Origin of the sequence: Acinetobacter sp. ASP199 (assembly GCF_022700675.1) — a bacterium.
Lineage (GTDB): Bacteria > Pseudomonadota > Gammaproteobacteria > Pseudomonadales > Moraxellaceae > Acinetobacter.
Map to the genome: position 1 here is coordinate 187,475 of NZ_CP062182.1, position 24,941 is coordinate 212,415.

The 24,941-nt window shown below is 40.5% G+C and carries 24 protein-coding genes, 2 tRNA genes and 2 pseudogenes; 12 read left to right on the forward strand and 16 right to left on the reverse strand.

The window, feature by feature from the left end:
* Positions 1–34: 34 nt before the first annotated feature.
* Positions 35–661, reverse strand: a complete 627-nt coding sequence (gene ycaC / locus IHE35_RS00855) for an isochorismate family cysteine hydrolase YcaC (protein ID WP_242788513.1) — start codon at positions 659–661, stop codon at positions 35–37.
* Positions 662–981: 320 nt separating this feature from the next.
* Here ycaC and IHE35_RS00860 point away from each other — a divergent pair, with 320 nt between their 5' ends.
* The 3 genes from IHE35_RS00860 to IHE35_RS00870 all read left to right on the forward strand — a co-directional run bounded on the left by IHE35_RS00860 (position 982) and on the right by IHE35_RS00870 (position 4,432).
* A complete protein-coding gene (locus IHE35_RS00860) occupies positions 982–1,860 on the forward strand; it encodes a pirin family protein (protein WP_242788515.1) in 879 nt (292 codons plus the stop codon).
* A gap of 413 nt (positions 1,861–2,273) precedes the next feature.
* Positions 2,274–3,581 (forward strand): FAD-dependent oxidoreductase, encoded by a 1,308-nt coding sequence (locus IHE35_RS00865; RefSeq protein WP_242788517.1) that lies wholly within the window; start codon positions 2,274–2,276, stop codon positions 3,579–3,581.
* A gap of 2 nt (positions 3,582–3,583) precedes the next feature.
* Positions 3,584–4,432, forward strand: coding sequence for a class I SAM-dependent methyltransferase (locus IHE35_RS00870; RefSeq protein WP_242788518.1), 849 nt, complete (start codon positions 3,584–3,586; stop codon positions 4,430–4,432).
* Positions 4,433–4,513: 81 nt separating this feature from the next.
* On the opposite strand, the gene IHE35_RS00875 is transcribed toward IHE35_RS00870, so the two are convergent.
* From IHE35_RS00875 to IHE35_RS00885, 3 genes are all read right to left on the reverse strand, one after another.
* A tRNA-Thr gene (locus tag IHE35_RS00875) sits at positions 4,514–4,589 on the reverse strand.
* A 220-nt stretch (positions 4,590–4,809) separates the two neighbouring features.
* Positions 4,810–5,037, reverse strand: a complete 228-nt coding sequence (locus IHE35_RS00880; RefSeq protein ID WP_242788519.1) for a hypothetical protein — start codon at positions 5,035–5,037, stop codon at positions 4,810–4,812.
* Between the two features lie 202 nt (positions 5,038–5,239).
* Positions 5,240–5,590, reverse strand: a complete 351-nt coding sequence (locus tag IHE35_RS00885) for a hypothetical protein (RefSeq protein ID WP_242788520.1) — start codon at positions 5,588–5,590, stop codon at positions 5,240–5,242.
* A 692-nt stretch (positions 5,591–6,282) separates the two neighbouring features.
* Between IHE35_RS00885 and IHE35_RS00890 the strand changes: the two genes are divergently transcribed.
* Together IHE35_RS00890 and IHE35_RS00895 are read left to right on the forward strand one after the other, a co-directional pair.
* Positions 6,283–7,212: a hypothetical protein gene (locus IHE35_RS00890; RefSeq protein WP_242788522.1), complete on the forward strand. Its 930-nt coding sequence runs from the start codon at positions 6,283–6,285 to the stop codon at positions 7,210–7,212.
* An 11-nt stretch (positions 7,213–7,223) separates the two neighbouring features.
* Positions 7,224–8,120, forward strand: a complete 897-nt coding sequence (locus IHE35_RS00895; protein WP_242788524.1) for a hypothetical protein — start codon at positions 7,224–7,226, stop codon at positions 8,118–8,120.
* Between the two features lie 37 nt (positions 8,121–8,157).
* On the opposite strand, the gene IHE35_RS00900 is transcribed toward IHE35_RS00895, so the two are convergent.
* The 7 genes from IHE35_RS00900 to IHE35_RS00930 all read right to left on the reverse strand — a co-directional run bounded on the left by IHE35_RS00900 (position 8,158) and on the right by IHE35_RS00930 (position 14,203).
* On the reverse strand, positions 8,158–9,078 hold the full coding sequence (locus IHE35_RS00900; RefSeq protein WP_242788526.1) for a hypothetical protein: 921 nt from the start codon (positions 9,076–9,078) through the stop codon (positions 8,158–8,160).
* Positions 9,079–9,576: 498 nt separating this feature from the next.
* Positions 9,577–10,656, reverse strand: coding sequence for a hypothetical protein (locus IHE35_RS00905; protein WP_242788528.1), 1,080 nt, complete (start codon positions 10,654–10,656; stop codon positions 9,577–9,579).
* A 231-nt stretch (positions 10,657–10,887) separates the two neighbouring features.
* The gene (locus tag IHE35_RS00910) at positions 10,888–11,130 is read right to left on the reverse strand and encodes a hypothetical protein (RefSeq protein ID WP_151778668.1); all 243 of its coding nucleotides are present in this window, start codon (positions 11,128–11,130) and stop codon (positions 10,888–10,890) included.
* 240 nt (positions 11,131–11,370) lie between these two features.
* Complete coding sequence (locus tag IHE35_RS00915) at positions 11,371–11,661, reverse strand: AlpA family phage regulatory protein (protein ID WP_242788530.1); 291 nt, start codon at positions 11,659–11,661, stop codon at positions 11,371–11,373.
* Positions 11,662–11,774: 113 nt separating this feature from the next.
* Complete coding sequence (locus tag IHE35_RS00920; protein ID WP_242788532.1) at positions 11,775–12,617, reverse strand: hypothetical protein; 843 nt, start codon at positions 12,615–12,617, stop codon at positions 11,775–11,777.
* Between the two features lie 6 nt (positions 12,618–12,623).
* The gene (locus tag IHE35_RS00925; protein ID WP_206245003.1) at positions 12,624–13,904 is read right to left on the reverse strand and encodes an integrase arm-type DNA-binding domain-containing protein; all 1,281 of its coding nucleotides are present in this window, start codon (positions 13,902–13,904) and stop codon (positions 12,624–12,626) included.
* A gap of 208 nt (positions 13,905–14,112) precedes the next feature.
* Positions 14,113–14,203, reverse strand: a tRNA-Ser gene (locus tag IHE35_RS00930).
* A 120-nt stretch (positions 14,204–14,323) separates the two neighbouring features.
* On the opposite strand from IHE35_RS00930, the gene IHE35_RS00935 reads away from it, so the two are divergent.
* Positions 14,324–16,204, forward strand: coding sequence for a potassium transporter Kup (locus IHE35_RS00935; protein ID WP_242788533.1), 1,881 nt, complete (start codon positions 14,324–14,326; stop codon positions 16,202–16,204).
* A gap of 66 nt (positions 16,205–16,270) precedes the next feature.
* Here IHE35_RS00935 and IHE35_RS00940 read toward each other — a convergent pair whose 3' ends face one another.
* Positions 16,271–16,753: a hypothetical protein gene (locus tag IHE35_RS00940; RefSeq protein ID WP_242788535.1), complete on the reverse strand. Its 483-nt coding sequence runs from the start codon at positions 16,751–16,753 to the stop codon at positions 16,271–16,273.
* Between the two features lie 268 nt (positions 16,754–17,021).
* On the opposite strand from IHE35_RS00940, the gene IHE35_RS00945 reads away from it, so the two are divergent.
* Together IHE35_RS00945 and IHE35_RS00950 are read left to right on the forward strand one after the other, a co-directional pair.
* The gene (locus tag IHE35_RS00945; RefSeq protein ID WP_242788537.1) at positions 17,022–18,140 is read left to right on the forward strand and encodes a DNA/RNA non-specific endonuclease; all 1,119 of its coding nucleotides are present in this window, start codon (positions 17,022–17,024) and stop codon (positions 18,138–18,140) included.
* An 81-nt stretch (positions 18,141–18,221) separates the two neighbouring features.
* Complete coding sequence (locus IHE35_RS00950) at positions 18,222–18,467, forward strand: hypothetical protein (protein ID WP_004813651.1); 246 nt, start codon at positions 18,222–18,224, stop codon at positions 18,465–18,467.
* Positions 18,468–18,537: 70 nt separating this feature from the next.
* Here IHE35_RS00950 and IHE35_RS00955 read toward each other — a convergent pair.
* Positions 18,538–18,941: pseudogene (locus IHE35_RS00955) on the reverse strand (aquaporin); the annotation flags it as partial.
* Between the two features lie 231 nt (positions 18,942–19,172).
* Positions 19,173–20,240: an AraC family transcriptional regulator gene (locus IHE35_RS00960; RefSeq protein WP_242788540.1), complete on the reverse strand. Its 1,068-nt coding sequence runs from the start codon at positions 20,238–20,240 to the stop codon at positions 19,173–19,175.
* A 102-nt stretch (positions 20,241–20,342) separates the two neighbouring features.
* Here IHE35_RS00960 and IHE35_RS00965 point away from each other — a divergent pair.
* Positions 20,343–20,953: pseudogene (locus IHE35_RS00965) on the forward strand (hypothetical protein).
* Between the two features lie 343 nt (positions 20,954–21,296).
* Here the strand turns inward: IHE35_RS00965 and hisF are convergent.
* Complete coding sequence (gene hisF, locus IHE35_RS00970; RefSeq protein ID WP_242788545.1) at positions 21,297–22,055, reverse strand: imidazole glycerol phosphate synthase subunit HisF; 759 nt, start codon at positions 22,053–22,055, stop codon at positions 21,297–21,299.
* 113 nt (positions 22,056–22,168) lie between these two features.
* Here hisF and IHE35_RS00975 point away from each other — a divergent pair, with 113 nt between their 5' ends.
* The 3 genes from IHE35_RS00975 to IHE35_RS00985 are packed head-to-tail and all read left to right on the forward strand — an operon-like array spanning position 22,169 to position 24,179.
* Complete coding sequence (locus IHE35_RS00975) at positions 22,169–23,116, forward strand: homoserine kinase (RefSeq protein WP_242788546.1); 948 nt, start codon at positions 22,169–22,171, stop codon at positions 23,114–23,116.
* A 17-nt stretch (positions 23,117–23,133) separates the two neighbouring features.
* Positions 23,134–23,760 carry a DUF1294 domain-containing protein gene (locus IHE35_RS00980; protein WP_242788547.1) on the forward strand — a complete coding sequence of 209 codons (627 nt, stop codon included), beginning with the start codon at positions 23,134–23,136 and terminating at the stop codon, positions 23,758–23,760.
* Between the two features lie 26 nt (positions 23,761–23,786).
* Positions 23,787–24,179 (forward strand): hypothetical protein, encoded by a 393-nt coding sequence (locus tag IHE35_RS00985; protein ID WP_242788548.1) that lies wholly within the window; start codon positions 23,787–23,789, stop codon positions 24,177–24,179.
* A 343-nt stretch (positions 24,180–24,522) separates the two neighbouring features.
* On the opposite strand, the gene IHE35_RS00990 is transcribed toward IHE35_RS00985, so the two are convergent.
* On the reverse strand, positions 24,523–24,882 hold the full coding sequence (locus IHE35_RS00990; RefSeq protein ID WP_242788550.1) for a helix-turn-helix domain-containing protein: 360 nt from the start codon (positions 24,880–24,882) through the stop codon (positions 24,523–24,525).
* Positions 24,883–24,941: the final 59 nt, after the last annotated feature.

A 24,941-nucleotide genomic window follows, 5' to 3' on the forward strand; every position in this document is an offset into this window, starting at 1 on the left:
AGCGATGCACAGATCGCTACTTTGATCGGGAAGATTATTTTTGCGTGGTGTTTTGCACGTAGCTGTTGATCAGGTTGCGGTAGTCTGGAATATGGTTACCAAATAAAGCACCTAGACCTTCAACATCATTGCGCCAATCACGATGTAATTCACATGCAGTACCGAACCAAGTCATCAATTGTGCGCCTGCTTGAGACATACGATCCCATGCAGAATCGCGTGTTAAATGGTTAAACGTACCCGATGCATCCGTGACGACAAATACGTCAAAATCTTCTGCCAATGCAGACAGCGTCGGGAAGGCAACACAGACTTCAGTCACCACACCTGCAATGATTAATTGCTTTTTGCCTGTTGCTTTAACTGCTTGAACAAAGTCTTCATTGTCCCATGCATTGATTTGACCAGGACGGGCAATATAAGGTGCATCAGGGAACATTTCTTTTAACTCTGGCACCAATGGGCCATTTGGACCTTGTTCAAAACTGGTGGTCAAAATGGTCGGTAAATTAAAATATTTTGCTGCAGCAGCCAAAGCGAGTACGTTGTTTTTAAATTTATCTGGATCAATATCGCGTACTAATGACAATAAACCGGTTTGGTGGTCAACCAACAGTACAGCAGCATTATCTTTGTCTAGACGAACGTAAGGTTTTCCCATGATCATTATCCTTAAAACTAAAATTGAATGAAAATCTTCAATACTCAATGCCTTTAAATTGCATTGAGGTTGAAACTTTCAGTTTTATATTAGGGGGCATAGTAGGATAAATGAAGCGTAATTATTAGGAATATTTATCATAAAAATAGGATATTTCGATTTATTTTGTATTTATTTATATTTTTAGCCTGATTTTGTAAAAATAAACATGATTATTGTTGCATTATTGAGATACTGCATATTGAGCTGACTGTATAAAAAACCATAAAGCAGATTTAAAATAGCCCCATGTTCATCCTATCGTACATAGGAGTAAAAAGATGAAAAAAGTGATTGGTGTTTATCGTAATCAAAACATGCATTGGGTCGGTGATGGTTTCCCGGTCAAAAACCTGTTTTCTTATGACCGTCTGGGTCAGGTGATTAGTCCGTTCCTGTTGCTGGACTATGCTGCACCGTATCATTTTGATCCAACCAGCGTGCAGCATGGCGTGGGTTCGCACCCACACCGTGGTTTTGAGACCGTGACTTTGGCGTATCAGGGCGAAGTGACTCATCAGGATTCTAGTGGTGGTGGCGGTACCATTCAAGCAGGCGATGTGCAATGGATGACAGCAGGTTCAGGTGTGGTACACGAAGAGTTTCATTCTCATCAGTTTGCTGAGCAAGGTGGTCTGTTTGAAATGGTTCAGCTTTGGGTCAATTTGCCAGCCAAAGACAAAATGACCACACCACGCTATCAAGCCTTAACGGCTGCTGAAATTCCTCGTATTGAGATGGATGAAGGTGCAGGGCATTTGCGTATCATTGCAGGTGAATTTGGTGGTCATGTTGGGCCAGCAGAAACCTTCAGTGCGATTAATGTCTGGGATGGTCAGTTGAAAACAGGCTATGAAACCACGCTGTATGTACCTGCGGGTCATAATGCACTGCTGGTGGTACTGAATGGCGAATTAATCGTAAATGGAAGCCAGAAAGTTCTGGACAGTTCAATTGTGATATTTGCCCGGGATGGCGATCCTGCAATACAGTTGCAGGCTTATCAGGACAGTAAATTTGTAGTCTTGACTGGTGAAGCATTGAATGAACCCATTCAAGGTTATGGTCCATTTGTGATGAATACCAAGGAAGAAATTGTCCAGGCCTTCCAGGATTTTAATCATGGTAAATTTGGTGAAATTCCGGTCACTGCTGAATAAAAATGTCAGTCTAGAAACAAGAAGCCTCTGCAATGCAGAGACTTTTTAAATATTTATGCGCTGTAAGTTCTTCTGATTATAAGATTTTTTTTAATAACTTCATCATTATGGAGTGTGATGGAGTTATTATTTTATTATGCAGAAAATTATAGCGACTATTGCACCTTTTGTAAAACGAAAGGTAAAAAAATAGTTAATCTAAATATATTGTTTTCAAAGGATAAATTATTTAAAAATAAAAAAATATCAATAAAAGCATAAATTTAAACAGTGTTGATTTTTTATATAAAAATGTAAAAAAATATGAATTTTCAAGTGCTTTAGTCCATCTGAAAAAAATGCAATCTGGAAGATTTTAATAGCCTAATTAAGGCAGGCTTGGTACATAATTTCTAAAAGTTTCTCAATGACGGATGATCGGTTTGGATATCGCAGTAATTGGTAGTGGCATGGCCGGACTGGCTACAGCCAGAATTCTTCAGGATGCAGGACATCACATCACTATTTTTGAAGCGCAGCAAGGGCGCGGCATGGACAGTCACAGCCTCGAGTTTGAAGGTGGACTGGTAGATGCCCCTTTGCGTGTGATGAATCCGTACTTGTGGAAAAATACGCTAAGTCTTGCGACTCATCTTGGTATCAAGACCTATCCGGTACGCACTTATATGGCGTGCAGCTGGTTATTTGAGGACCGGACTGAAACCTGGCTGACAACTTCACGCAGCCGGATTGGTAATTTCCCGATTATTAATAACCGTAAAGGCCTTCAGCAATATGGCTGGCGTCTGGTGAAAGGCTTATTACAACTGAAAACAGCCTTAAATAAATTCTTTAAATCTAAAAATCAGGATATCAGCCTGGCAGAATTTATTAATCGCAATGATATCGAAGAAGTATTCTGGCATGGTGCGGTGATGCCGGTGCTGTATACCATCTGTACCTGTAACCCAAAAACCATTGGCGAATGGCCTGCGAAACCATTGTTGATTTTCCTGCGTCAGCTGACGGATGGTGATGCATTATTGCGTATGCAGGGCGGTACACCAGCCTTGGTGGATAAACTGATTGAAGGCATCGACATAGTCAGTGGTGCAGCAACCACGCTGGTACAACAGCAGGGTGATCAGGTTCGTGTAGAAAATGCGGCAGGTTATTCCAAGTTATTTGACCGTGTCATCGTTGCAACACCAACCAACAAGATCGAAGAATTCCTCGATAAAGACCAGTTTGCAACAGATATTGAATTATTGAAAAAATTCCAGTTTGAGCAGGGTCAATTGGTGATTCACACTGATACCAGCGTGATGCCGCCGAAACGTAAAGACTGGGCGGTACTGAGCTATATGATGGACCGTAAGTTTACCCGTCAGCAGTTCACGGTTTGGCTTAATGCGATTGAGCCAACACTGGTTGGCAAGTCACCCGTGTTCCAGACCTGGCGTCCGGTTACGGATATCGATCCGAAGAAAGTCATTTCTTCTGTGACACTGACCCGTGCAGTTGTTGATGCGCATACTGTGGCCTTGAACAAGGAATTGCAGCAACGTCATCTGGATCAGGACCGTAAAGTATTCTACTGTGGTTCATGGTCATGCGACGGTTTACCAATTCTGGAATCTGCAGTCACTTCAGCAATGAAGATTGCAGAAATCTTTGGTGCACCATTGCCATTTGAAGGCTTAAAACCGAATATTGAGGTTGCACCACAACTCGGTTATTAAGCATGAAACTGTTCCAGGCCTTTCGACAGCGTCTACCAGAGCATAAATATGCCATCAATGCGGCATTGCTTGGAGATACTTCGTTATTGTCCTGGAGCAATCTCGGTTACTGGCAGACAGGGCAGCAAGACTATGTTGCTGCCTGTCAGGCTTTAGCTGATCATCTGGCTGAAACCATCCATTTAAATTCAAAAGATAAATTACTGGATCTTGGCTGCGGTCAGGGTGCCAGTCTGCTGCATTGGCAACAGCATTATCAGGTGCAATACCTGGCAGGCGTAGAGTTACAGAAAGTCTGTGTCGCCAAGATCCAGCAGCATTTACCCGAACTGAATGCAATTTATCATGCGTCTTTTCTTCGATTAAAAGATATCCATTTCCCACATAGATTTGACGCTGTGCTGTGTCTGGATGCTGCTTATCATAATAGCGTACCCGCCTTGCTGGAACAGCTGATCTCAGTTTTGAATTCAAATGCGCGAATCGGTTTTCATCATCTGGTTTTGTCTGAGCGCTGGAAAACTTTAAATTCATTTCAAAAGCGTAAATACCAGTTTTTGCTGAAATCAGCAGACATCAATTTAAGTAATTTGATGACGGTAGGTGCATTATATGAATGTCTGGATCAATTTGAATTCACAGATATCCAGGTTAAAGATCTGTCAGAACAAGTATTTGCCGGTTTTGCCAGATATGTGCAGCAGGATTTAAATTCAAAAAAACTGACTCAGTCTGTGAAGGCATCCAGACTAGATGAATTTAAAATTCAGATGACTGCAAAACTATGCCGAAAGCTTTTTGAAGAAGGTGTGGTGCGTTATGTGCAGATTAGCGCGAGGGCGAAGCACTAGCATAGTGCCTGAAGAGCAAGCCTGAAGAAAATGCAGACTCCAGAAACATCAAAGCCTCACTAAAAAGCGAGGCTAAGAAAATGGTGCCGGCACACGGATTCGAACTGTGGACCTACTGATTACAAGTCAGTTGCTCTACCAACTGAGCTATGCCGGCGTTGTGGTGTGCATTCTACAGATTTTTCGGAGTGATGCAAGCCAAAAAATAACCGTTTAAATGCTTTGGTGAAATTTTAAGTTTTGATTGAATTCTGCATGAGACGAAAAGCTGCACAGCGAGAAATATATCAGCTGGATTCATGAAAATCGCCCACATGCGAATGGGTGGGCGAGGGTGGAAAATTTAAACTGGTTTTGGATATGAATAAAATTTAGGTTTATCGGCTTTTTAGGATACGGTCCAAATCCTGAGCACATTCTTCCAAGGTAAAGGCCATGTCAAACTGCATTTGAGGTTTGAGTTCTTGAGCGAGCCTTCTCCACTGTTCGATAAGTTTTAGGGCTTTTTGAATCTTATGTTTGTTGACGTCCTTGGCAATGGTCGGGGTGTAACCGCCACGTTTAGCGTTTTTGATCTGTTTTGCATAGTTTGCGCTGTTATTCATGTTCGCTCCCGAATAGCAGTGTGTCTATCTTTAGTTTTTAGTTTGAATCAAGATCAATGGCGTGGTTGGTTAAATCTATTGGTTTTTGTTCTCCTTTTATATGCCCCCATAAGAGCAACATAACATAGCGATGATGACAATTAAATTAAGCTATTTTTGTGCCAAGTTAGAATTCATTTTTTCATTATTGAAAAGATAAGCATCAGCAAACCACATTATCTTTCTCCTTATAAAAGTCCAGTGCCAGCTTCAGATCCTGCTCTAATTGTTCTTTAGTATTCTCTGGCGCAATTTTCATAAAGGCAGGTACGTACTCTTTGAAATAGATCTCAGGATAGTCTTCGCAGATGATTTTCTTGCGAACTTCCATAGGTGTATTTGGATGATCTAATTGATCGAGAAAGTTATTGATCTTCTGATCCGCCTGTTCAAACTGAATGACATCTACAGACTTTTTATTCGTCGACATTGCGGCCTCTGCCTGTTCAGGCTGCTTTTGGCAACCAGCCACAACAAACATAACGAGCAAGGTGGTAAAGGCGAGTTTCTTCATGGTCTTTTCTCGTTATTGTCCAGATCTGAAGATAAGAGTATAAGAGAATTCGCGACGGGATAAGAACAGATTTGTTTTAAATAAAAAAATACCTCCATCATGGGGAAGGAGGTAAAATTGGAAAAGAAACTACAGCTAGTCTCTGATTACAGATTTTATATTAGATCACTTTTCAAGCAATTGGCAAAATATTACAAGCTTTATCGTGATTCATAAAAATTGAATCTGCTGTGATTTCTAACCATGGAATTTAGCTCAAATACTTGAGGAATTTTCCTTTACCAAGCTATAAAAATAAAGAATCTGGTTGAATATCCGTTCTTTGTGAGTTGCTAAAAAATGAATGATTAAAAAGATAGCCGATAAACGAAGAGTGCAGGAGAAAACTTTAATTACAGATAACAAAAAAGGCCTAAATCCTTTGGATTTAAACCTTTTAAGACATCATGTGGCTACATGATTATAAATCTTGGCGGTGAGAGAGTCCGTCAGGTTTAATATCTAAATATATGAAATAGTTAAACATAAAAAAAACATACTGTAAATATACCGACATTTGTACCGTCATTGAATAGAATTTTATAGTTTGCTAAGTATAAAAATTAAAATAAAAGTGCTAAATTATAGAGTTATATATGTTTTTATTTTATAAATAACAATACTTTGACCGAATATTTCTTTGGGGTAGGGCAATGACTCAAATTTTACAGTATTTACCTTTTTCCCATTATAGAAAATTTCTCCGATCTGCAGTTGATGGTTGCATGGGTATAGGTACACATGTAGCAGAAATAATTTGGGATGATGGGATCTGTAGAGAGTCTTTTGTTAAGTTTTATAAACATGATAAAAAGAGAGCATTATTGAATGAAGCGATCGGATTTTTACTGATCCAATCATTAGAACTTCCACAGCCAGAATTAGGCGGATTTTTACAATATAAAATTTCTGAGACAGGAACTCCTGAGTTGTGGAAGGATGCGTCTGAAATAGAAAAATACAGAGGGGAAGTTATTGCATGGGTAACAACTAATACTAATGGTCTCAATAAACGCATTGAGATAACTCAGCAACAAGATCCCCAGATTCAAGCCTATTTAATAAGCCAAGTACAAGAGTCACTTAAAAATTGGAATCATCTTCCTGAACTCATTCTATGTGATGATTGGTTAGCTAATAATGATAGAAATTTAGGAAACCTATTAGAATTACCAAATAGAACTTTTACACTCATTGATCATGGGGGAATTCTATATGGAGATAACTGGTCTGCATGGGATATTATGCAGGCAAGAACTATAAATGGACCGTTCCAGAAAGGATATGCTCAAATATACAAGAGAAGATTCGGGGATGGATTGTTTTGGAAGCAGGATTTAGTAGCAGAATTAGTTGAGCTTAAGAAAAAACATATTCAAGGCTTGAATAAAGTTAGAGGAGAGTTATTTGCCTTAGTTGAGGAGTTTATTGACTCAGAAGAGGTAGATACTGGATTACCCCCTCAACCGATACAAAAAGTAAGTAAAATTCTGCAAGATTTTCTAGAAGAAGCAGCTATCCAATATAGTACTATCGAGCAAAAATGTGATTATTGGCTTGATACTTCAGCTCAATATGTTTAGCAGGTATTAACATGAATTTCAAAAAATTCGAGAATAGATTTCTTAAAGAAACTATCCAGCAAACAGAGCTCATACAAGCTACGTGGTCACATATTCGCTTTAAGCCGGATTTAGTTACAATGGAAGAGCTAGCAATTGGTGTGCTAGTAAACTTGAATGGGATTATTTTTACTAAATTCATTGAAGACTTTGCGCGCCTTGAATGTGGTTTTGGTGCTGAGAATGCTTCCTATATAAAAAATTGTATTGACCTATTTGATGATTTTTTAAATCATAATTTCGAAAATTCTTTTTCTCATCAGCTCATCATTGATAGAAGAGGTTTTGTTCAGGGCGAGTCTATTGACTCAATTCTTGACGATTTACTTTACCGAACAGTTCCTTTATCTCACCCTCATAACAATCTTAGAGGAAAAAAAGTATTTAGAACTGTAAAAACTGCAAAGTTTCATTCAGATGTTAAAGCATATGTAAAAAATAAAATCGGAAGTATCTACAGTGAAATTTTTTCAGAAAATATTGAGCCTGTAGGGGATGAAATAGTTGGGTTTAGAAAGTTACCAATCGCACTTAATGTGAAAAATGGAGAAAAATTAGGAGATTTAGTTTCTTCAGTATATGCGACTCCTGAAAAAATCGAAATTAACTGCCTTAAAGCATTGAATAATATTGTTTTTACAAAAAAATTCTCTCAGCGGGAAACTGATTTTAAATTGTTTATGTTATCTCCTGACTATGAGAATTTAGAAGTAATGTCTAAGAGTGATAAAAATAAACGTACTGAGATTATCAAAGATTTCAAATGGAGTTTAGCGTGTGAGCAAATTGATTTAATTGAGGGTGATACATCTGACTGTATATCAGAGAAAATAATTGAATGGTCTGAGTTAGATAGAGTATTTGGATGAAGAAGAAAATAAGCTACCTTAGAGGTAGCTTATTATTTCAATCTAATAGCGCATTATATTTTGAAGGAAGAATTCCGTATTCTCCCCAACTTGGATGATCGATACTGTAACCTATTCCATTAGAAGTGATTTTTCCCCATATTAATAAGTATTGATTGATATTGTTTTCTGTAAGTCCATGTCTATTAAGATCACCAATATATCCTTTTAAGCAAAAATCACGCACGGTATGGTGTTCTTTGAGATAAACAAAACGTATATTGTCATCTCGCTTTGGCTCAAAGTCTCTGACAGCTGTAATGCGCCCGTAATAAAGACGTTCTTTTTGATCTCCGTCGATACTTATTGTATTTAATTCATCCTCAGTTAAAGAATCAATATTGACTAAAAGAGAGCTTAGTAGTTCAGGTTGATCTAGATTTGGTAAAATAAAAAACTTTTCATAATTTTTATGGAAATTTTTACATATGCCATTTACTGACATGATTTTTGATGGCAAGGAAACAGTAGCTCCATGATGTCTTGGGATTGGCAAATCAATATTCTCACCATCTTCACTTTCTACAGGTGTTTGATCATAGACACCTGATTCATTTGGTGTAGGTTCTGGTTGTTGCCGCATAAATCCTGAAACTATTGCTAGCTGATCGCTCTCTATCAGATGAAGTGCTTCAGTTTCATTTTCAAAATGTAGTCCGATTTTCTTTTTGGATCTCCATATACAAGGAGTCTCTGATTGCTTATGACTAAATGATGCTTTTCTTCCATTAGAGAAGATTCCCTCAGATGGATTCCGGAAAACAGCAACTCCACATTTCGGACAAAATAATTTATCCTTCATATCCCGGGTCGCGTCATTAAGCATAACGGTTGTACCGCTTGTATTTAGGTCTTCTAAGCTACTTAAACTAATATCAAAACCATCTAATAGTTTGGCAATTTTTTGTTGATTAGACATATCTATAAAGTAATTTTAAAGTAATAAATATGAATCAAATATATCACTATTTAGTCAGGGAAAAGTTATTTAGCTAATGTAGTAACTTAATGTTAAGTTTTTATAACGTTAAAGTATAAGAACTTTATTTTACTGCCAATTTTTATGAATAGTCTCCATTCCATAAACTCTTAAATTTCTAGGACTTCACTCATTTTAATCTATCTAGCGGAATGCAATCGCTAGATGGATACTCGTTATTAAGAACAATCGTGTCTGTATTCGTAGTCAATTTTATTTAATACGGCTTGGGCATTCCTGTGGAAAATCAATCTAGAGAAGCCATATTGAACTTAAGACTATTCTCTTTCATCTATTGTAATAGGGTCTATACATTACATTAATGAATACCTATATGTTATTAGGCACAACTAAACATAAAAAAACCGCCGTGGCTACGGCGGTTACTAGCGTTAAGCACGGCGGTTGTAATTCAAAACTCATCCGAAATTTGCGAATCTAGAATTTATTTGACAAGTTCTTTACTGACTCACGTAACCGTTCATTCAGATTTTGATTTGTACAAATAAACTTTTTGAAATCCCGATAATGCCCATTTTTGAGAATCGGTGAGGAGAGCTTTTGTCCGTATGGGCGGATATAGAGCGAGTAAAGTTTCCTTTGCCCAAGCGTCGCCGTATGGGTCAATTGAGTAAAAGTAATCTTCCTGAAGCCAGTTTTCACCACATTTCGTAAATCCTCTAGAGCATGATCAAGATTGCTTAATCTTACCTCCGCTCTCAAACGCCATTCCTCACGGGGAAGGGGGCGTTTATTATGATCCGTTTTCTTAAAGTAAAAATGATAGTAAACATCATCCTTACGATAGTCATTGACTCCAATATTGAAGCCTTGGAGTAGTAAGTTTTTAAGCCTAATAGGCTCATAAGGGATACTCTGATTTTCCCCCTTTAGCCTAAAGATACGGATGTTTTGTACATCTGCATCAAACTGAATAGATTTGAATAGAGCGGTTAAAAACTCAGGTGGAGCATTGTAAAAATCATGCGCAAGCTCAATGCACGTAATTCTGAAATTAAATGCACCATAATTTTTCTTAAGCGCATGAACAATTTTATGAATGCACTTTTTATTGCTCACGTCATGAATACGAATATTAAAGGTACATGAAGCCATGCTATCAGTATTAACCGTAGCGTTATGCTTATGTTCTTCAGTAATAAAATGTTTTTTACCGATTTTCTCGGTTAGAAACTTTTTGATATAGCTTCTTTGAGTCGCCTTAATAGTGTTGAAACTCACATTAATAAAATCAATTTGGGATTTAATTTTGATCAGGCTTTGTTGCACCTGAATGGATGCACCATTTTTAAAGCTGAGCATTTTTGGTTTCAACTTTTTACGATCAAATTCATAGTTGTGAATGTTACTCTTTTCGATAATATTCTGATGTTCTGCTACTTCTACAGCATGATTCCATTTGGATTGATAATGGTTTAGAAGATTATTTAGATGATCGATGCTAGATGTCATAGTGACATAGTTTGGACTATTGTCCTGTACAGATTCTAAGTGCATACCAGTATTTCAAATTCGTTCAAGGAAAGCATGTGCACTATCGCAATGCACATGCTTAGTTTGCTTACTCGACTAAATATTTTTCGACAGCAGTATCAATTAATAAGGTCTTCAATCCCTTATAAATGATCGTGTATTCTGTTGTAGAGGAGCTTTTTTCCTCTACCTCTAGAATTTCACTGTGTCTTAAAATATCTGCAAAAAGTTCAGTGCTGATAATTGTTAAATTCATCAGACTTTACTCTGCGGTAAGCGACGGATTAAATTTTCTTTTAGGTCGAGTGCATTGGTATCGACTTTATTAAGAATGAGGTAATCAACCATATAGTTGACAGCCACATTGATTCCTTGTTCTGTACTAAGATCAAATGTCCCATCATTCTCTTCTAATAGATTATGAATCGTATCATCGATAATCTCTTGTTTTAGCTTAGCTAGCTCTTCAGAGCATTTGCGGTTCATTACTTCAGTCATGTTGTTTCCTTTGTTTTGGTTCACCTGAGCTTAGGTGAGAGGTTATAAATGCCACTAATGTGGTTTTGGTGTATCGTCTTTCGCCGTTGATGACTTGGACATTCAGTTTGTATCCATCTTGATGAAGGTATTGAGAGGGATTAATCATCAGATACCGATACCAAGCCTTTTGAGAGCGTAAAGGTAGCCATTGGGCTAGAAACCTTGCGGCTTCCCAAGTTGTAAATAATTCGTTTTGCATTACTGTTTTGACTCAAGCCATTCGATTAGGTCAGTGGTACGCCACGCGCTCACACGTTCGCTCAAGCGTACAGGCGCAGGCATATCTCCTTTACGTACTAAGTCATAGATAGTCGACCGACCTAATGGCAAGATGCCTGAAGATGGAGGGCGAGCTTTGATTCTTCGCTCTAAACCTTCTTTGGTTTTGTAAATACGCTCTTTATGTTCCGCAGTTGTGGCGAGTTGACACATTCGCCAATAATCACGTGCTAGTAAGCGTTTGTAGATGTTAGGATCTTGGGGGGACATGGATAATTCCTCATCATTACGGTAGTGTTTCGTAGTGATGAGGAGTGTAGAAGTTTTTTTCTTATCCTATGTTTTTACAATTATTTTTGAAAAAAATGCATAATTTTATGCTTCTAAGTATTTGTTTTATTTTTAAAAATAGTAATAATATTTTTTCTTAAAATCTCAATTTCGTGTGAATTAGCTTCAATAAAAAATTTATTGATCTTATCAGGGTTAAGTTTTGTGCCTTTAGGCTTAAGCAAATTCATAATTTGATCATTTAGTTCTTTTTGGCTAGTTTTAGACGTTACTAAAATAATATGTTTGAGTATGAAAATAAGTTGATGAAGATCTTGGGTTAAATTTTCTTGAGATCTATCAAAAGCGTCTTTTGTTTTTGGTTTACGTGAAAATTTATTCCAACTATTTGTAGTGATGAATAGCTCTTCTCTCGAAAAATTTCGTTTGCCCCATGTGTAATCTAAATTTTTTTGAGCTTCCTCTATATCTGAATAATTTGTATAGAATTCAGGAAATAGTTCAGGTTCAGAAACCTTAACTCCAGATTCTATTTGCCCTTTTAAAAATTCAATATGTGGAGAGTTTTCTAAAAATATCCATTTGAAAATTGGTGTATGAATCAGCCCATCAGGGTGCAGAAAATTTTTATATTTCTCTTTATCATTAGCAATTTTATTTTCTATATGCTTTAACTTTAATGCATGTCGTGTTTGTGAAACTGTAAGAGTCTTTTTAGGATTTAAGATAACTTTTTTTAATTCTTCTGTATTTTCAGCGATAAACAATTGATTACCGTATTCAATTGAATGAACAAGTCCTGAAATATCATCAACTGACGCAAAATAATTATTTACACGGTAGCAAATTTCCAATTCACCTGAAGAGACTAAATTGGAAATTTTACTATAGCTACCAAGTTTATTTTTTACTTCATCAATTGATATGTATTGCATTAACCGCTACGACGCTTTTGTTCCTAAATTAAATGCAATGATATTGTTTTCATCTTCTGGTTTAAATACCGATACATCTCCACCTTGACGTAAAGTGTCCAGATAGTCTGCCCATAACTGCATCAGCTCACGTCTACGGCGTAAAAACTTAGTCCGGTTGTAAGCTGTGCCATTCGGATCACGTACCGTATGCGCTAATTGGTGTTCAATGATGTCTACCCGATATTCAAGTTCTTCACCTAAGATTGTACGTGCTGTTGCTCGGAAGCCATGAGCCGTATGTTTGCCTTTATATCCAAGTCTATTGAGTGCCTGACGAATAGTGTCCTCACTCATACTTTCATACGGTGATTTCACGCTAGGGAAAACAAATCTAGAGGTTGTCCGCATATCTTCAAGCTGTTTCAAAATGTCAAAGGCTTGGCGAGATAGGGGAACGATATGCTCTTGATGCGTCTTTGATGCACGAAAGCACAAACGCTGATTTTCAAAATCCACATGTTCCCATAGCAATTCACGGATTTCATTTGGACGTTGATAGATATAAGCTGATAGTTTCAATGCAAGCTCTGTCCGTAAACGTGCACGTGGGCTTTCAGCATGATATCGCCAAATCTTTTGAAGCATTGTTTTAAGCTCTGATTCGCTTACTACGGCTTTATGATTACCTTTAATAGGTTTGGGTAAGGTAATGTCATAAGCTGGGTTATAGGTGATCAGACGGCGTTTAAACGGAAGTTTTAAAACCATACCCATAATAGACTTCACACGGCGAGCCGACTCGAGTGCACCACGCTCTACAAGGCTATTCGTTACATCACGTTCAAGCTGTTCGACACTTAATTCAGTCACAGGTAATTTGCCAATGAACGGCAAAATATCACGATTGAGTTTTCGGATTGTTTCTCGGTCTACTTTGCCTTCAAGTTCACGAATTTTAAGCCATTCAGTTGAAAATTTTTCAAAGGTATTTTTAAGTTTAGCTTTTAGCTCATTTCTATGGTTATTTCGTTCTTCCGCAGGATCTACACCGTTAGCAATCATGCGTTTTACATCGTCGCATTTTAGGCGAGCTTCCTTAAGGCTGACTGTATCGTATGTACCCAAAGCTAGCGTATTGCGTTTCTGGCTAATAGGGCGACGATAATCTAATCGCCAATACTTTGATCCATTCTTATGAACTAAAAGATATAACCCACCACCATCCGTATATTTGTTATTAATGTTGGGATCAAAATATAGATTCTTAATAGTTTTAGCATCAAGTTTATTAATCTTTTTAGCCATTTTGTGAGCCTCATTTGACGGTATAAATTTCAGGAAAAACCTGACTCACTCCTTATTTTAGTCATCTGCGAGCAGATACCGTCAAAAGTACCGACAAAGATGTCGGGATACTACTGGATTGCACCGTAGTGTATAGGCGTAAAAAAAGGCTTGAACCCTTTAGATTCAAGCCTTTTGCACTACGGTACAGTCCCGTAGAAATCAAATTTGGCGGTGAGAGAGGGATTCGAACCCTCGATACGCTATAAACGTATACACACTTTCCAGGCGTGCTCCTTCAGCCACTCGGACACCTCACCATGGCGGTGGATGATATAGAAAAAAAACCAGTCTGCCAAGCTTGAAACAATTGATTTGCAGAAAAAGTTTGGAGGCAGTGCTATGATTCGCAAAAATGCTTTCTAAAACGAAGACAACATATGCAAAGTACTGCACAAAAAGCAGCTTTACCAGTCATTACGCTGGCTGCGCTTGGGGTCGTTTTTGGTGATATTGGCACCAGTCCTCTTTATGCACTGCGCCAGTGCTTCCTAACGGCGCATCTTGCCATCAGCGAAGCCTCAGTACTGGGCATTCTCTCCCTGATCTTCTGGTGCATCATGCTGACGGTGAGTTTTAAATACGTCACCATTATCATGCGTGCTGACAACAATGGTGAGGGTGGCATCATGTCATTGCTGGCCCTCAACCTGCGAACTACACTCATCTCGGATAAGAAGAAAATTTACCTGATTGCTTTAGGCTTTATTGGGGCATCGTTATTCTTTGGCGATGGAATTATCACACCTGCCATTTCTGTGCTCTCTGCCATTGAAGGGCTGAGTATTGCGACACCGGTGTTTAATAAATGGCTGGAACCTTTATCTATCGGAATTATCGCCGGCCTGTTTCTGGTACAGCGTCATGGCACTGGAACCATGGGCAAATTCTTTGGCCCACTGACTTTGTTATGGTTCCTGTCCATAGGCGGTTTTGGCCTATGGAGCATCATTCAGACACCGATGGTCCTGCAGATGATTAACCCTTATTGGGCTTATCATTTTGTGGTGGATCAACCCTATGTTGCTTTCCTGACCATGGGCGCCGTGATTCTGACCATGACTGGAGGTGAGGCGATTTATGCGGATATGGGGCATTTTGGTCGCCTGCCGATTCGTCTGGCCTGGTTCATTATCGTCTTGCCATGTCTGTTACTGAATTATGCAGGGCAGGGTGCGCTTCTGCTACGCAGTCCAGAAGCTTTGGCTAATCCATTCTATATGCTGCTGCCAGAATGGAGCCTGTATCCAATGATTGGTCTGGCGACGGCTGCGGCAGTCATTGCCTCACAGGCGGTGATTACCGGGGTCTTCTCCATGGTTAATCAGGCGATTCAGCTACGTTATTTACCACGTTTAAGCGTGAAACATACTTCAGCCGAAGAACGTGGCCAGATCTATCTGCCATTCATTAACTGGATGCTGTTTATTTCAGTAGTGATTCTGATTTTACTGTTTGAAAACAGTGCGAGACTTGCCAGTGCCTATGGGGTGGCAGTCACCATGACCATGCTCTGTGGCACGATCTTGATCTCTATTTTAGCTTATGGTTTCTGGCGTTGGCCAATCTGGAAAGTGTTGCTGTTTGCGGCACCTTTTCTGGCGCTCGATCTGATTTTTGTCGCATCTACTTCACTGAAAATCTATTCCGGTGGCTGGGTGCCAATCATGCTTGGCGCAGTACTGTTTACGATCCTCATGACCTGGAAAGATGGCCGTGAATTGCTGCTGAAACGTATGCAGCAAAATACCCTGCCGATTGAGCTATTTATCAAGAGTGTCTCTAGCGGTGAAGGTACCCAGTTTGTGCCAGGTGATGCCATTTTCCTGACAGGAACTCCGGATGTAGTGCCGCATGCGATGCTGCATAACATCAAGCATAACAAGGTACTGCATCAACGTAATATTATGGTCACAGTAATTACCCGGGATATTCCCTTTGTGGGAGAAGAAGATCGGGTAGAAGTGGAAAAGCTGAATGACCATTTTTACCGGATTTATGCCTATTTCGGTTTCAAGGATCAGCCTGATATTCCACTGGCAGTCCAGCAGGCCTATGCTGAATGGGGCTTCGACTATGATCTGATGCAGATCAGCTTCTTTATCTCGCGTGATCGGGTGATTCATGCCATCGGTGAAGGCATGTCACCATGGCGGGAAAAACTGTTTATTTCGATGCAACGTAATACCAGTCCGGTCAGTGATTTCTATCAGATTCCAACCAACCGGGTGGTGGAACTCGGTAGCCAGATTGAAATCTAGCAACGATATTCAGGATGAAAAAAACCAGAGCTCAGCTCTGGTTTTATAATATCCATTTCAGACCAACTAGGGCATGGTTGCACCTGGAGCAGTAGAGCCTGCTGGTGCCATCGGAGAATCTTGCTGCATCATAGGAGAATCTTGCTGCATCTCAGGCAGAGTACGCGGGTCATTCGGTTGCTGCATGCCTGGGTTAGTACCTTGTCGCATCATGGCCGGATCTTGAGAATGTTGCATCATGTCCTGCTGCTGAGACATGCCTGACTGTCCAGAGGGCATACTAGATGGCTGGTTACTTTGCATAGCGGGTACCTGACTCGGCTGTACTAAACGAATCTGACCAGAATTGACCAGATTTTCCAGAGAAGCATTCTGACCGTTTACAGTGGTCGTAATTCGTGCCTTGGACAGGCTTTCTAATGTTTCGCCCGGCTGTACACGCGGTTCAGCCAATGCACTTAGGCTCATTACACTGGTGAATACACCTAAAGCCATTAATTTTGAATAATGAGTTTTGCAAGTATGGGAGTTTTTCTTCAGCGATAACATCACAATGCTCCTTCGTATATTTCTTCGAGGACTAAGAGGTTCTTACAATTACATAATTAAAGAGTGAGCAGCAAGGAAAGCTACATAAATGGATTGAAACCTAGTCTAAGCATTAGTAAAAAACCGACAGGCTGTTACATATTTAACGGGACCTTTTTCTACATATTGCTTATTTGTTAAACAATTGGAAAAGTCACGATATACACGGCTTACAGGGCTTGTTAAGCTCGGCAAAACTCGCTGTAGATGTTCTAAAGTAGCTGTAATCATGGCCAAGAAGCAACGTATCAAAAAAAATCCTGTCTTTCAGTTTCTTAACGAAAATACTGTAAAAATTATCTTGGGTGTGGTGGCATCGGGTAGTTTCGCGATTGCCTTTGGTCAGGAAAAAATCAGCCAGTGGGTATCGCTGTCGTCACCGTCAAATTCTGCCTGTCTGGATCAGTTCTACCGGGATGTACCACCTTACTTAATGAAGGAAAGCTTGAAAAAGAACAGCTATGCACTGTGCTTTAACGGCTTTAATGTCATGTATTCTGGCGTATCCAAAACCCCATTATGGGTCGCAGAATTACTGACGCCAGCTCGCCTGAGTCAGAAAATTCCACGTGAAGACAGCTTCCATGAGGAAAAACGTGTCAGTTCGGCACATCGTGCGACTTTGGCTGACTATCGCGGTACTGGCTATGACCGTGGACATATGGCACCCAATGCCGATATGCCGACCAAGCAGGCGCAGTTTGATAGTTTCTCTTTAGCCAACATGGTACCGCAAGCACCGAAGAACAATCAGCAGGTGTGGCGTGAGCTGGAAGAAGCTACCCGGGCTGTGGTGACCAAACAGAAACAGGATGTCTACATCGTGACTGGGCCGGTCTATAGCGCGAAAAAGCTGGAGACGATCGGTAAGGGCGTGATCGTACCGAATGCGACCTATAAAGCGGTATATATGCCGAAAACTGGTGCAGCCGGGGTGTATTATGTCGATAACAACCTGAAAAACCCGGCACCAAAAGTTCAGATCATCAGTGTCTGTGCCTTGGAAGAACTGGTTAATATCAACATCTTCCCGCAACTGACTGAAGAGCAAAAACGTAATACCTATAAGCTGCCTTTAAAGGCCAGTGAGGTGAAGGCCAATAAGCCAATCACCTATGCAAACTGGGATGCAGAAAGCCAGTGCGCCGAAGATGTATCCAAGAGTGAGCTGCAAGCATTACAAGATGAATTCAAACGTTCCGGTGGTAGTAGCATGTCTGTGAGCGAGAATACTTCAACACCCGAGGGTTCTACTAATGACGCACCAGGCAATAATGATCCGCAAGGGGCATTAATCAATCAGTTGTTGGAAGCAATACTACAGTTCATTTTGCAGCTGTTGAAATAATTCTGTTGTGCTGGACAGGATTCAGGTAGCATAAATCTTGTCCGGTACAATTGAAAAACAACAAGGAAACGACAGAAGAAAATGTTTAAGCCTTATGAAAATGGCACTGAATCGCATGCGATTCACGACCTGACCATTGAAAATGATGTGGACTGTGTCAGCCTCTATGGAAACTTGCAGTTAACCAAGGATCAGGCCGGGCTGAAAGCAGCCAAGGCATTGCAGGCACTCCTGAATGATGTGGTTCAGCAACTCGAAAATACCCCAGATCTGCCTGACAAGATCCAGCGTGATGATGCTCAGGAAATTGATAATCCATTTTTATAATGCATTGTCTTTTTAAGTTTAATGATTGTTCCATATAAAGTAAAAAAGCTCACGATCAACGTGAGCTTTTTTATTCAGGTTTGGAAATTTCAGCCTTTTTCTCAAGCAAAGTTTTATAGATCAAAGCACTAATCACGCCACCCACAATAGGTGCGATCCAGAACAGCCACAATTGACTCAGGGCAGCTGTTTCTGCAAATAGGGCTACACCCGTACTACGTGCAGGATTCACCGAGGTATTGGTGACTGGAATACTGATCAGGTGAATGCCAGACCAATTGCAATAGGCGCAAAGCCAGCTGTTGCACGACGTTCAGTAGCCCCCATGATCACAATCAGGAAAATGGCAGTCAGTACAAGCTCAATGATTAAGGCGACATCATTGAATATTTACCAGGTGAAAGATCACCAAAACCAGTCGTTGCGAAGCCACCTGAGAAAGAAACCAGCCTGTCCTTCCACAATCATATTCAGTACCTATATGCAATGCTTGCCCCGATGAGCTGAGACACGGTATAGGGAATCAGGTCTCTAGTTTTAAAGCGGCTAACTGTTTAGAGGTCAAAGCTGACTTCCGGCTTAAAAGGTCTTCCTGAAATATGATCAAGGGCACACCCATGCTCAGGACTGTCAAACCAAAAAATAGTGAGATCCTGATAAAGCCTATTCTCTTTCAGAAAACACTGTTATCAATACTGCACTATTCTAAATTTGATATTGGGGATTCAGGTTTTCCTCTATCGGGTGATCTAAAGTTTTTTCCTGGGTTTTATTTTCCAGATAGTTTGAGCGCCACTGTTGCGGTGTCTCACTGCTCCACTGCTTAAAGGCACGCTGGAAGGCGCTTTGTTCAGAATAGCCCAATAACAGGGAAATCTCGTGCAGGCTTAGATTTTCATCTTTCAGATATTGCTGAGCCAGCATAAAACGGATTTCCTGCATCCGCTGCTGATAGGTTTTGCCCTGTTTTTGCAAATGCCGCTGCAACTGCCGAACCGACCAGTGCAACTGCCGGGCAATATGCTCAATCTGGAACATATTCTTCTGTAATCCAGCCAAGATCGCTTGTTGAATACGTTGATCTGCCTGGGAAGTATTTGGCAGTTTTTCCAGTAAGGCTTCTGCCTGTTGTTTTAATAGCTTCTGCAGGGTCTGATCACCTTGGCGTAGTGGCTTGGCCAGTTCAGAGACATGAAGAAAAATTATACTTTGAGACTGGTTAAAACGCACTTTGCACTGAAAATACTGCTCATATAGATTGATATATTTATTTGCCGGATATTTGAAATGCACTTCATGCAAGTGAATGTCATCGATGGCCATCAGTGAACGCAAAATTTTCAGCATCAATGCCATAGCCACTTCATCAGTCAACTGAGTCATCAGGTTAAAGGGAATCTCCGCCCAGGCAATCGACAGAACGTCATTTTCTACCCGGACTTCCAGAGGACTACCGTCATAGACCAAGCGATGATAATCATGATAGCGCATTAGGGCTTCACCCAAGGTCTCACAAGACAGGACAAGATAGGCCACTATTCCGAGATGTCGGGGTTGTACAAAGTTGGCGATTTCAAGTCCTAAAGCCGGGGTTTGCAACTTTTGTTGTAACTGTATGAGCAGATCACGCCAGAGGCTAAAGTCAAAGCGTTCAACTTCCTGTATAGAGAGCAGTTTTTCTGGAATGGGGAGTTGTTTGGACTGATAGAACTCCAGCAATAAATGTCCTAGCCCACCATAAACCGTGCCTGCATCGTCCTGTATGCTGTGCATTTTTTAATTCTTTTTTGTCGTGTTTTGTCAATCATATTGGATTTTTTGGTCAATATCTAGCCTTTTACCTCACCTATAGTGAATAAAAAGGAGTGACAGACGATGCTAAAAGGTTTTCTGGCAGGACTTATAGTGTAGTGGCCAATGGTTTTGAATGGTTTGCACATAAATATATTCTGCATGGCATACATCACAAAGGACAGGCTCGTTACAGTCCAGTACCGCAGAGCATGCGTTCACACTGGGAGCATCATCGCGAAGTGCGTAAGACGGCATTCTCTGATCATGGCTATGTAGAAGGCTGGTAGAACTGGCGTACCCGTAATGAAATTGGTTCTTTAGTTGTGGTTGCCAGTGTATTTGGCCTGGCCTTTTATCCGGTCTCAAAAGGAATGTCGCTCGCAGTGCTTTATAGTGCCTGCAATTATTATTATGTACATCGTCGGGCACATCTGGAACCAGAATGGGCCAAGCGAAAAATTCCCTGGCATTATGACCATCATATGAATAGTAATCAGGATGCCAACTGGTGTGTGACCCGGCCATGGTTCGACTACGTCATGGGGACACGGGTGATTTCATCGCCTGAACTCCAGGAACAAAATCCACTCGGCCTCCATCTGCCTGAACCGGTTTCTCGAGCCCTGAGCAGTCGTATTCACCCGGTCTTTCCAGCCAAATGGGTCGAAAAAAATAGATCCTTGAATCCTTAAAAGAAACCTGAAAGTTTTAGATATCGAAATAAAATGCATTTGCACGCTATTTTTGTCGTGATTTGTCAATAAATCCTACTTAAATTGTCAATATTCGGCGTGTTTTTTAACCTATATTTACATCTGTCAGCGATATAGCCTAACGCTGACAGGTTGTTATGAATACTTGAGTTATGGTTAGTTTTTATGAGTTATGTTGATACCAAGCGCTGTAGTCTATTTCTTGGTTTTATAGGGAGTCGAAAGACTCCTTTTTTTTGTCCACTATTCATGTGTATCGGTTCTCAGCCAATAAAAAAGGCATGATCAACATGCCTTTTTCAGATCTTGTCTTTAAAAAAAATTAAAGACGCATTTCAATACCTTGTGCTGCCAGATAAGCTTTTGCTTCTGGAATGGTATGCTGGCCAAAGTGGAAGATTGAGGCTGCAAGTACAGCATCTGCACCGCCTTTTAGAATTCCGTCAGCCAGATGTTGCAGGTTACCAACACCGCCCGAGGCAATTGTTGGAATATTAACGTGGTCATTAATGGTACGCATGAGTGCCAGGTCATAGCCCGCTTTGGTGCCATCAGCATCCATCGATGTTACTAACAGTTCACCTGCACCATAGTCCGCCATTTTTACGGCCCATTCAATCGCATCAATACCGGTTTCCTTACGGCCACCGTGAGTAAAGATTTCCCATTTATTCTCGCCGGTTTTCTTGGCATCAATTGCAACCACGATACACTGAGCACCAAAACGCTGAGAAGCTTCCTGTACGAATTCAGGATTATAAATGGCTGCTGAGTTAATGCTGACTTTGTCCGCACCGGCATTGAGCAGTAAACGGATATCTTCAACTTTACGGACACCACCACCAACAGTTAACGGTACGAATACAGATTCGGCCATACGCTCTACAGTACGATAAGTGGTGTCACGTCCATGATGTGTAGCGGTAATATCAAGGAAAGTAATTTCATCGGCACCTTGTTCATTATAGCGACGCGCCACTTCGACCGGGTCGCCCGCATCACGAATATCAAGGAACTGAACACCCTTGACCACACGACCATTATCAACGTCGAGGCAAGGAATAATACGTTTAGCTAGCATAAATTTTTCCAATTATTACAGCCGATTATGAAACTCACCCACGCAAGCGCTACACCTTGGCAGATGGAAACGGTATTCTAGCAAAAATATGTAAGTTTTTTCGCAGGTTTTCTATGTCGGTTTATACCACTTTGACTTTAAAGGAAGTTCAGGATTTTGCAGCACCTTATGGTCTGAAGGCGATTGATCTGATTCCCATTCAAGGAGGTATCCAGAACACCAACTACTTTCTGGTATGTGAAGACCAGCAATACGTATTGACTGTATTCGAGGACATGGATGAAAAGGCCGCTGGTGAACTGGTTCCCGTGCTTGGGCATCTAGGACAGGCAGGCGTTGCTGTGCCTGTGCCATTATCGCATTCAGGCAAGGCCATTCATAGCATCAAGGGTAAGCCAGCGCAGATCGCGCCACGGATGCTGGGCGAACATCCTATGCCAGCGACGACTGCTCAGGCAGAAGCCATTGCCATTGCCCAGGCCAAAATGCATGTGGCACTGAAGGATTTTTATCTGGAACGTGAATTCGTGCGTGACCATGACTACTGGTACGCCGTAGCACAGGAGATCAAACCGACTCTGAATGTGGCAGATAAAGTTCTGTTAGGAAAACTGCTTGGTCTGTATGAAGCGCTGACTGCTGTTTATACTGATCGTCCACGTGGCTTTATTCACTCAGATCTGTTCCGTGACAATACTTTGTTTGAAGGTGATCAGCTCAACGGAATTCTGGATTTTTATGAACTGAATAAAGATGAATTGCTGTTTGATATTGCTATTACCTTGAATGACTTTTGTACGGATTATCCGGCAGTGACCTTGAATGAGGAGCGTGCAGTTGCTTTTCTGAAGGCTTATGAAAGTGTACGTCCGTTGACTGACGATGAAAAAGCCTGTTTACAGCTTTACCTGGCGATGGCAGCCGGTCGTTTCTGGATGATGCGTTTACAAGTGGCACAGAAAAATGCGGCTGAAGGTCGTACTGGAAACGATATCCTACAAAAGAATCCGGAAGAAATGCGTAATATGTTGATCGAACGACTTAAGTTTGTCACCGCCTAACCAACAGGAACAACAATATGCGTGATCAAGGGCGTTTGGTGGAATGGTTTGATGAAAAAGGCTATGGCTTTATTCAGCCCAATGATGCTAACAAGGAACGTGTGTTTCTGCACATTAAAGACTTTGCACGCCCTGGTCCACGCCCGATTGTGGGCTGTGCCCTAGATTACGCAGTGATTCTGGACGGGCAGGGGCGTTATCGTGCTCAGCAGGTGACTTATCTCAAAGCTGCCCAGATCAAGGCTTTGCCAGCTAAACAGAAAACAGCCATAAAGAACAAAAAAGAAAAGTTGCAGCCGATGCAAATCCTCTGTGTGGGATATATTCTGGTGCTTGTGGTGTTAAGCTTCAGTGGCCTGTTGAGCGGGATGGTAGTGTTGCTGATCAGCCTGATGAATGTGCTGAGTTACTGGCTTTATGCACAAGATAAGGAAGCAGCCCAACTGGGCAATCGCCGTATTCCTGAAAATACGCTGCATCTGGTAGCCTTTCTGGGAGGATGGCCGGCAGCCTGGCTGGCGCAACAAAGACTGAGACATAAAACACAAAAACAACCATTCCGTCAGATTTATTTTTGTACCATAGTCTTTAACATCATTTTGATTCTATGGCTTATTTCCCCTTTAAACAGCTTAAGGATTTAGGGGAGCGTTGATAAAAAGGAGAGGGTATGAACTATTCGATTGACAAGGACCCTAACCGCACACTGACTTTTATTCTGTATATTCTCTATATTGTGGCGATCTTTACCGGGGGGCTGCTTGCTGTCATTGCACTGGTCATTAACTATGTGAAACGTAGCTCGGTTCGCGGCACAGTTTTTGAGAGTCATTTTACCTGGCAGATCCGTACCTTCTGGTGGTATCTGATCTGGAATATCGTTGCCTTTGTTCCATTTTTCTTCCTGTTCTTTACAGGGGAAGATCCAGACCTGTTTGCAGGCATCGCATTCGGTGCAACCACTTTCTGCCTGCTGGTGATTGGCTTAGCCTGGATCTGGATTGTCTATCGTGCAATTCGCGGGATTATGCGTTTGAATGATAATCTGCCGATGTATCGATAAATCAAATATTGAGATGCAAAGAGCAGCAGATCGCTGCTCTTTTTTTATAGCTGGATGATTTTTCGCAGCAGAATATTGCAATAAGGTATGCACTATTTTCAGGCATCCTGCCATATTAGAGCGACAATACCAAAAACAACTAAACATTTTAAAAATAATGATCAAACATTTTTGTTTTTACTAATTTACATTTTTAATATTTAAAACTTACTTTTTTATTTTTATAAAATTACTTTTTTAATAAATTAAATTTACATTTTTAATAAAATTAATTTACATTAATGTACAGCTATTTATTTAAATTTTATGAGAGAAATTATTTTCTCTTTTGAAGATTCTTGACTTAAGAATAAAAGCGACCACGACGGCGACGCATGCCTAAAACATGAATAGCACGAACCAGAACCGCATAAGAAACTGAGTAACCAAAGCGCTGTTCAAAGAGTGGTACCAAATCACTGATATTTTGAAATTTTATTGATCTTACAAATGCTTGAAATTCGTTCCAGTCTTTAATATGGCCCGGCGCACCACGATTTTTAGCAGGCTTTGGAAGCACGTCACCGGTTTCTTCTTCAAGACGAATCCAGGCATCTAAAGTGACACGTGAGATGCCAAATTCTTTGCATACAGCCACTTTGTAATCGGTTTTTTTATACATTTGCAGTGCAGCTTTTTTAGTTTCTAAACTGTACTTTGGCATGTAAGACTCCAAAATTTTAATTTGTATTTTTTTATTATATGGCATAGAGGTTGCAAAAG

What these genes read in the sequence shown, in the direction of transcription:
- ycaC (WP_242788513.1), bottom strand. Translation starts at nt 661, where the DNA reads ATGGGAAAACCTTACGTTCGTCTAGACAAAGATAATGCTGCTGTACTG.
- IHE35_RS00860 (WP_242788515.1), top strand. Translation starts at nt 982, where the DNA reads ATGAAAAAAGTGATTGGTGTTTATCGTAATCAAAACATGCATTGGGTC.
- IHE35_RS00865 (WP_242788517.1), top strand. Translation starts at nt 2,274, where the DNA reads ATGATCGGTTTGGATATCGCAGTAATTGGTAGTGGCATGGCCGGACTG.
- IHE35_RS00870 (WP_242788518.1), top strand. Translation starts at nt 3,584, where the DNA reads ATGAAACTGTTCCAGGCCTTTCGACAGCGTCTACCAGAGCATAAATAT.
- IHE35_RS00880 (WP_242788519.1), bottom strand. Translation starts at nt 5,037, where the DNA reads ATGAATAACAGCGCAAACTATGCAAAACAGATCAAAAACGCTAAACGT.
- IHE35_RS00885 (WP_242788520.1), bottom strand. Translation starts at nt 5,590, where the DNA reads ATGAAGAAACTCGCCTTTACCACCTTGCTCGTTATGTTTGTTGTGGCT.
- IHE35_RS00890 (WP_242788522.1), top strand. Translation starts at nt 6,283, where the DNA reads ATGACTCAAATTTTACAGTATTTACCTTTTTCCCATTATAGAAAATTT.
- IHE35_RS00895 (WP_242788524.1), top strand. Translation starts at nt 7,224, where the DNA reads ATGAATTTCAAAAAATTCGAGAATAGATTTCTTAAAGAAACTATCCAG.
- IHE35_RS00900 (WP_242788526.1), bottom strand. Translation starts at nt 9,078, where the DNA reads ATGTCTAATCAACAAAAAATTGCCAAACTATTAGATGGTTTTGATATT.
- IHE35_RS00905 (WP_242788528.1), bottom strand. Translation starts at nt 10,656, where the DNA reads ATGCACTTAGAATCTGTACAGGACAATAGTCCAAACTATGTCACTATG.
- IHE35_RS00910 (WP_151778668.1), bottom strand. Translation starts at nt 11,130, where the DNA reads ATGACTGAAGTAATGAACCGCAAATGCTCTGAAGAGCTAGCTAAGCTA.
- IHE35_RS00915 (WP_242788530.1), bottom strand. Translation starts at nt 11,661, where the DNA reads ATGTCCCCCCAAGATCCTAACATCTACAAACGCTTACTAGCACGTGAT.
- IHE35_RS00920 (WP_242788532.1), bottom strand. Translation starts at nt 12,617, where the DNA reads ATGCAATACATATCAATTGATGAAGTAAAAAATAAACTTGGTAGCTAT.
- IHE35_RS00925 (WP_206245003.1), bottom strand. Translation starts at nt 13,904, where the DNA reads ATGGCTAAAAAGATTAATAAACTTGATGCTAAAACTATTAAGAATCTA.
- IHE35_RS00935 (WP_242788533.1), top strand. Translation starts at nt 14,324, where the DNA reads ATGCAAAGTACTGCACAAAAAGCAGCTTTACCAGTCATTACGCTGGCT.
- IHE35_RS00940 (WP_242788535.1), bottom strand. Translation starts at nt 16,753, where the DNA reads ATGTTATCGCTGAAGAAAAACTCCCATACTTGCAAAACTCATTATTCA.
- IHE35_RS00945 (WP_242788537.1), top strand. Translation starts at nt 17,022, where the DNA reads ATGGCCAAGAAGCAACGTATCAAAAAAAATCCTGTCTTTCAGTTTCTT.
- IHE35_RS00950 (WP_004813651.1), top strand. Translation starts at nt 18,222, where the DNA reads ATGTTTAAGCCTTATGAAAATGGCACTGAATCGCATGCGATTCACGAC.
- IHE35_RS00960 (WP_242788540.1), bottom strand. Translation starts at nt 20,240, where the DNA reads ATGCACAGCATACAGGACGATGCAGGCACGGTTTATGGTGGGCTAGGA.
- hisF (WP_242788545.1), bottom strand. Translation starts at nt 22,055, where the DNA reads ATGCTAGCTAAACGTATTATTCCTTGCCTCGACGTTGATAATGGTCGT.
- IHE35_RS00975 (WP_242788546.1), top strand. Translation starts at nt 22,169, where the DNA reads ATGTCGGTTTATACCACTTTGACTTTAAAGGAAGTTCAGGATTTTGCA.
- IHE35_RS00980 (WP_242788547.1), top strand. Translation starts at nt 23,134, where the DNA reads ATGCGTGATCAAGGGCGTTTGGTGGAATGGTTTGATGAAAAAGGCTAT.
- IHE35_RS00985 (WP_242788548.1), top strand. Translation starts at nt 23,787, where the DNA reads ATGAACTATTCGATTGACAAGGACCCTAACCGCACACTGACTTTTATT.
- IHE35_RS00990 (WP_242788550.1), bottom strand. Translation starts at nt 24,882, where the DNA reads ATGCCAAAGTACAGTTTAGAAACTAAAAAAGCTGCACTGCAAATGTAT.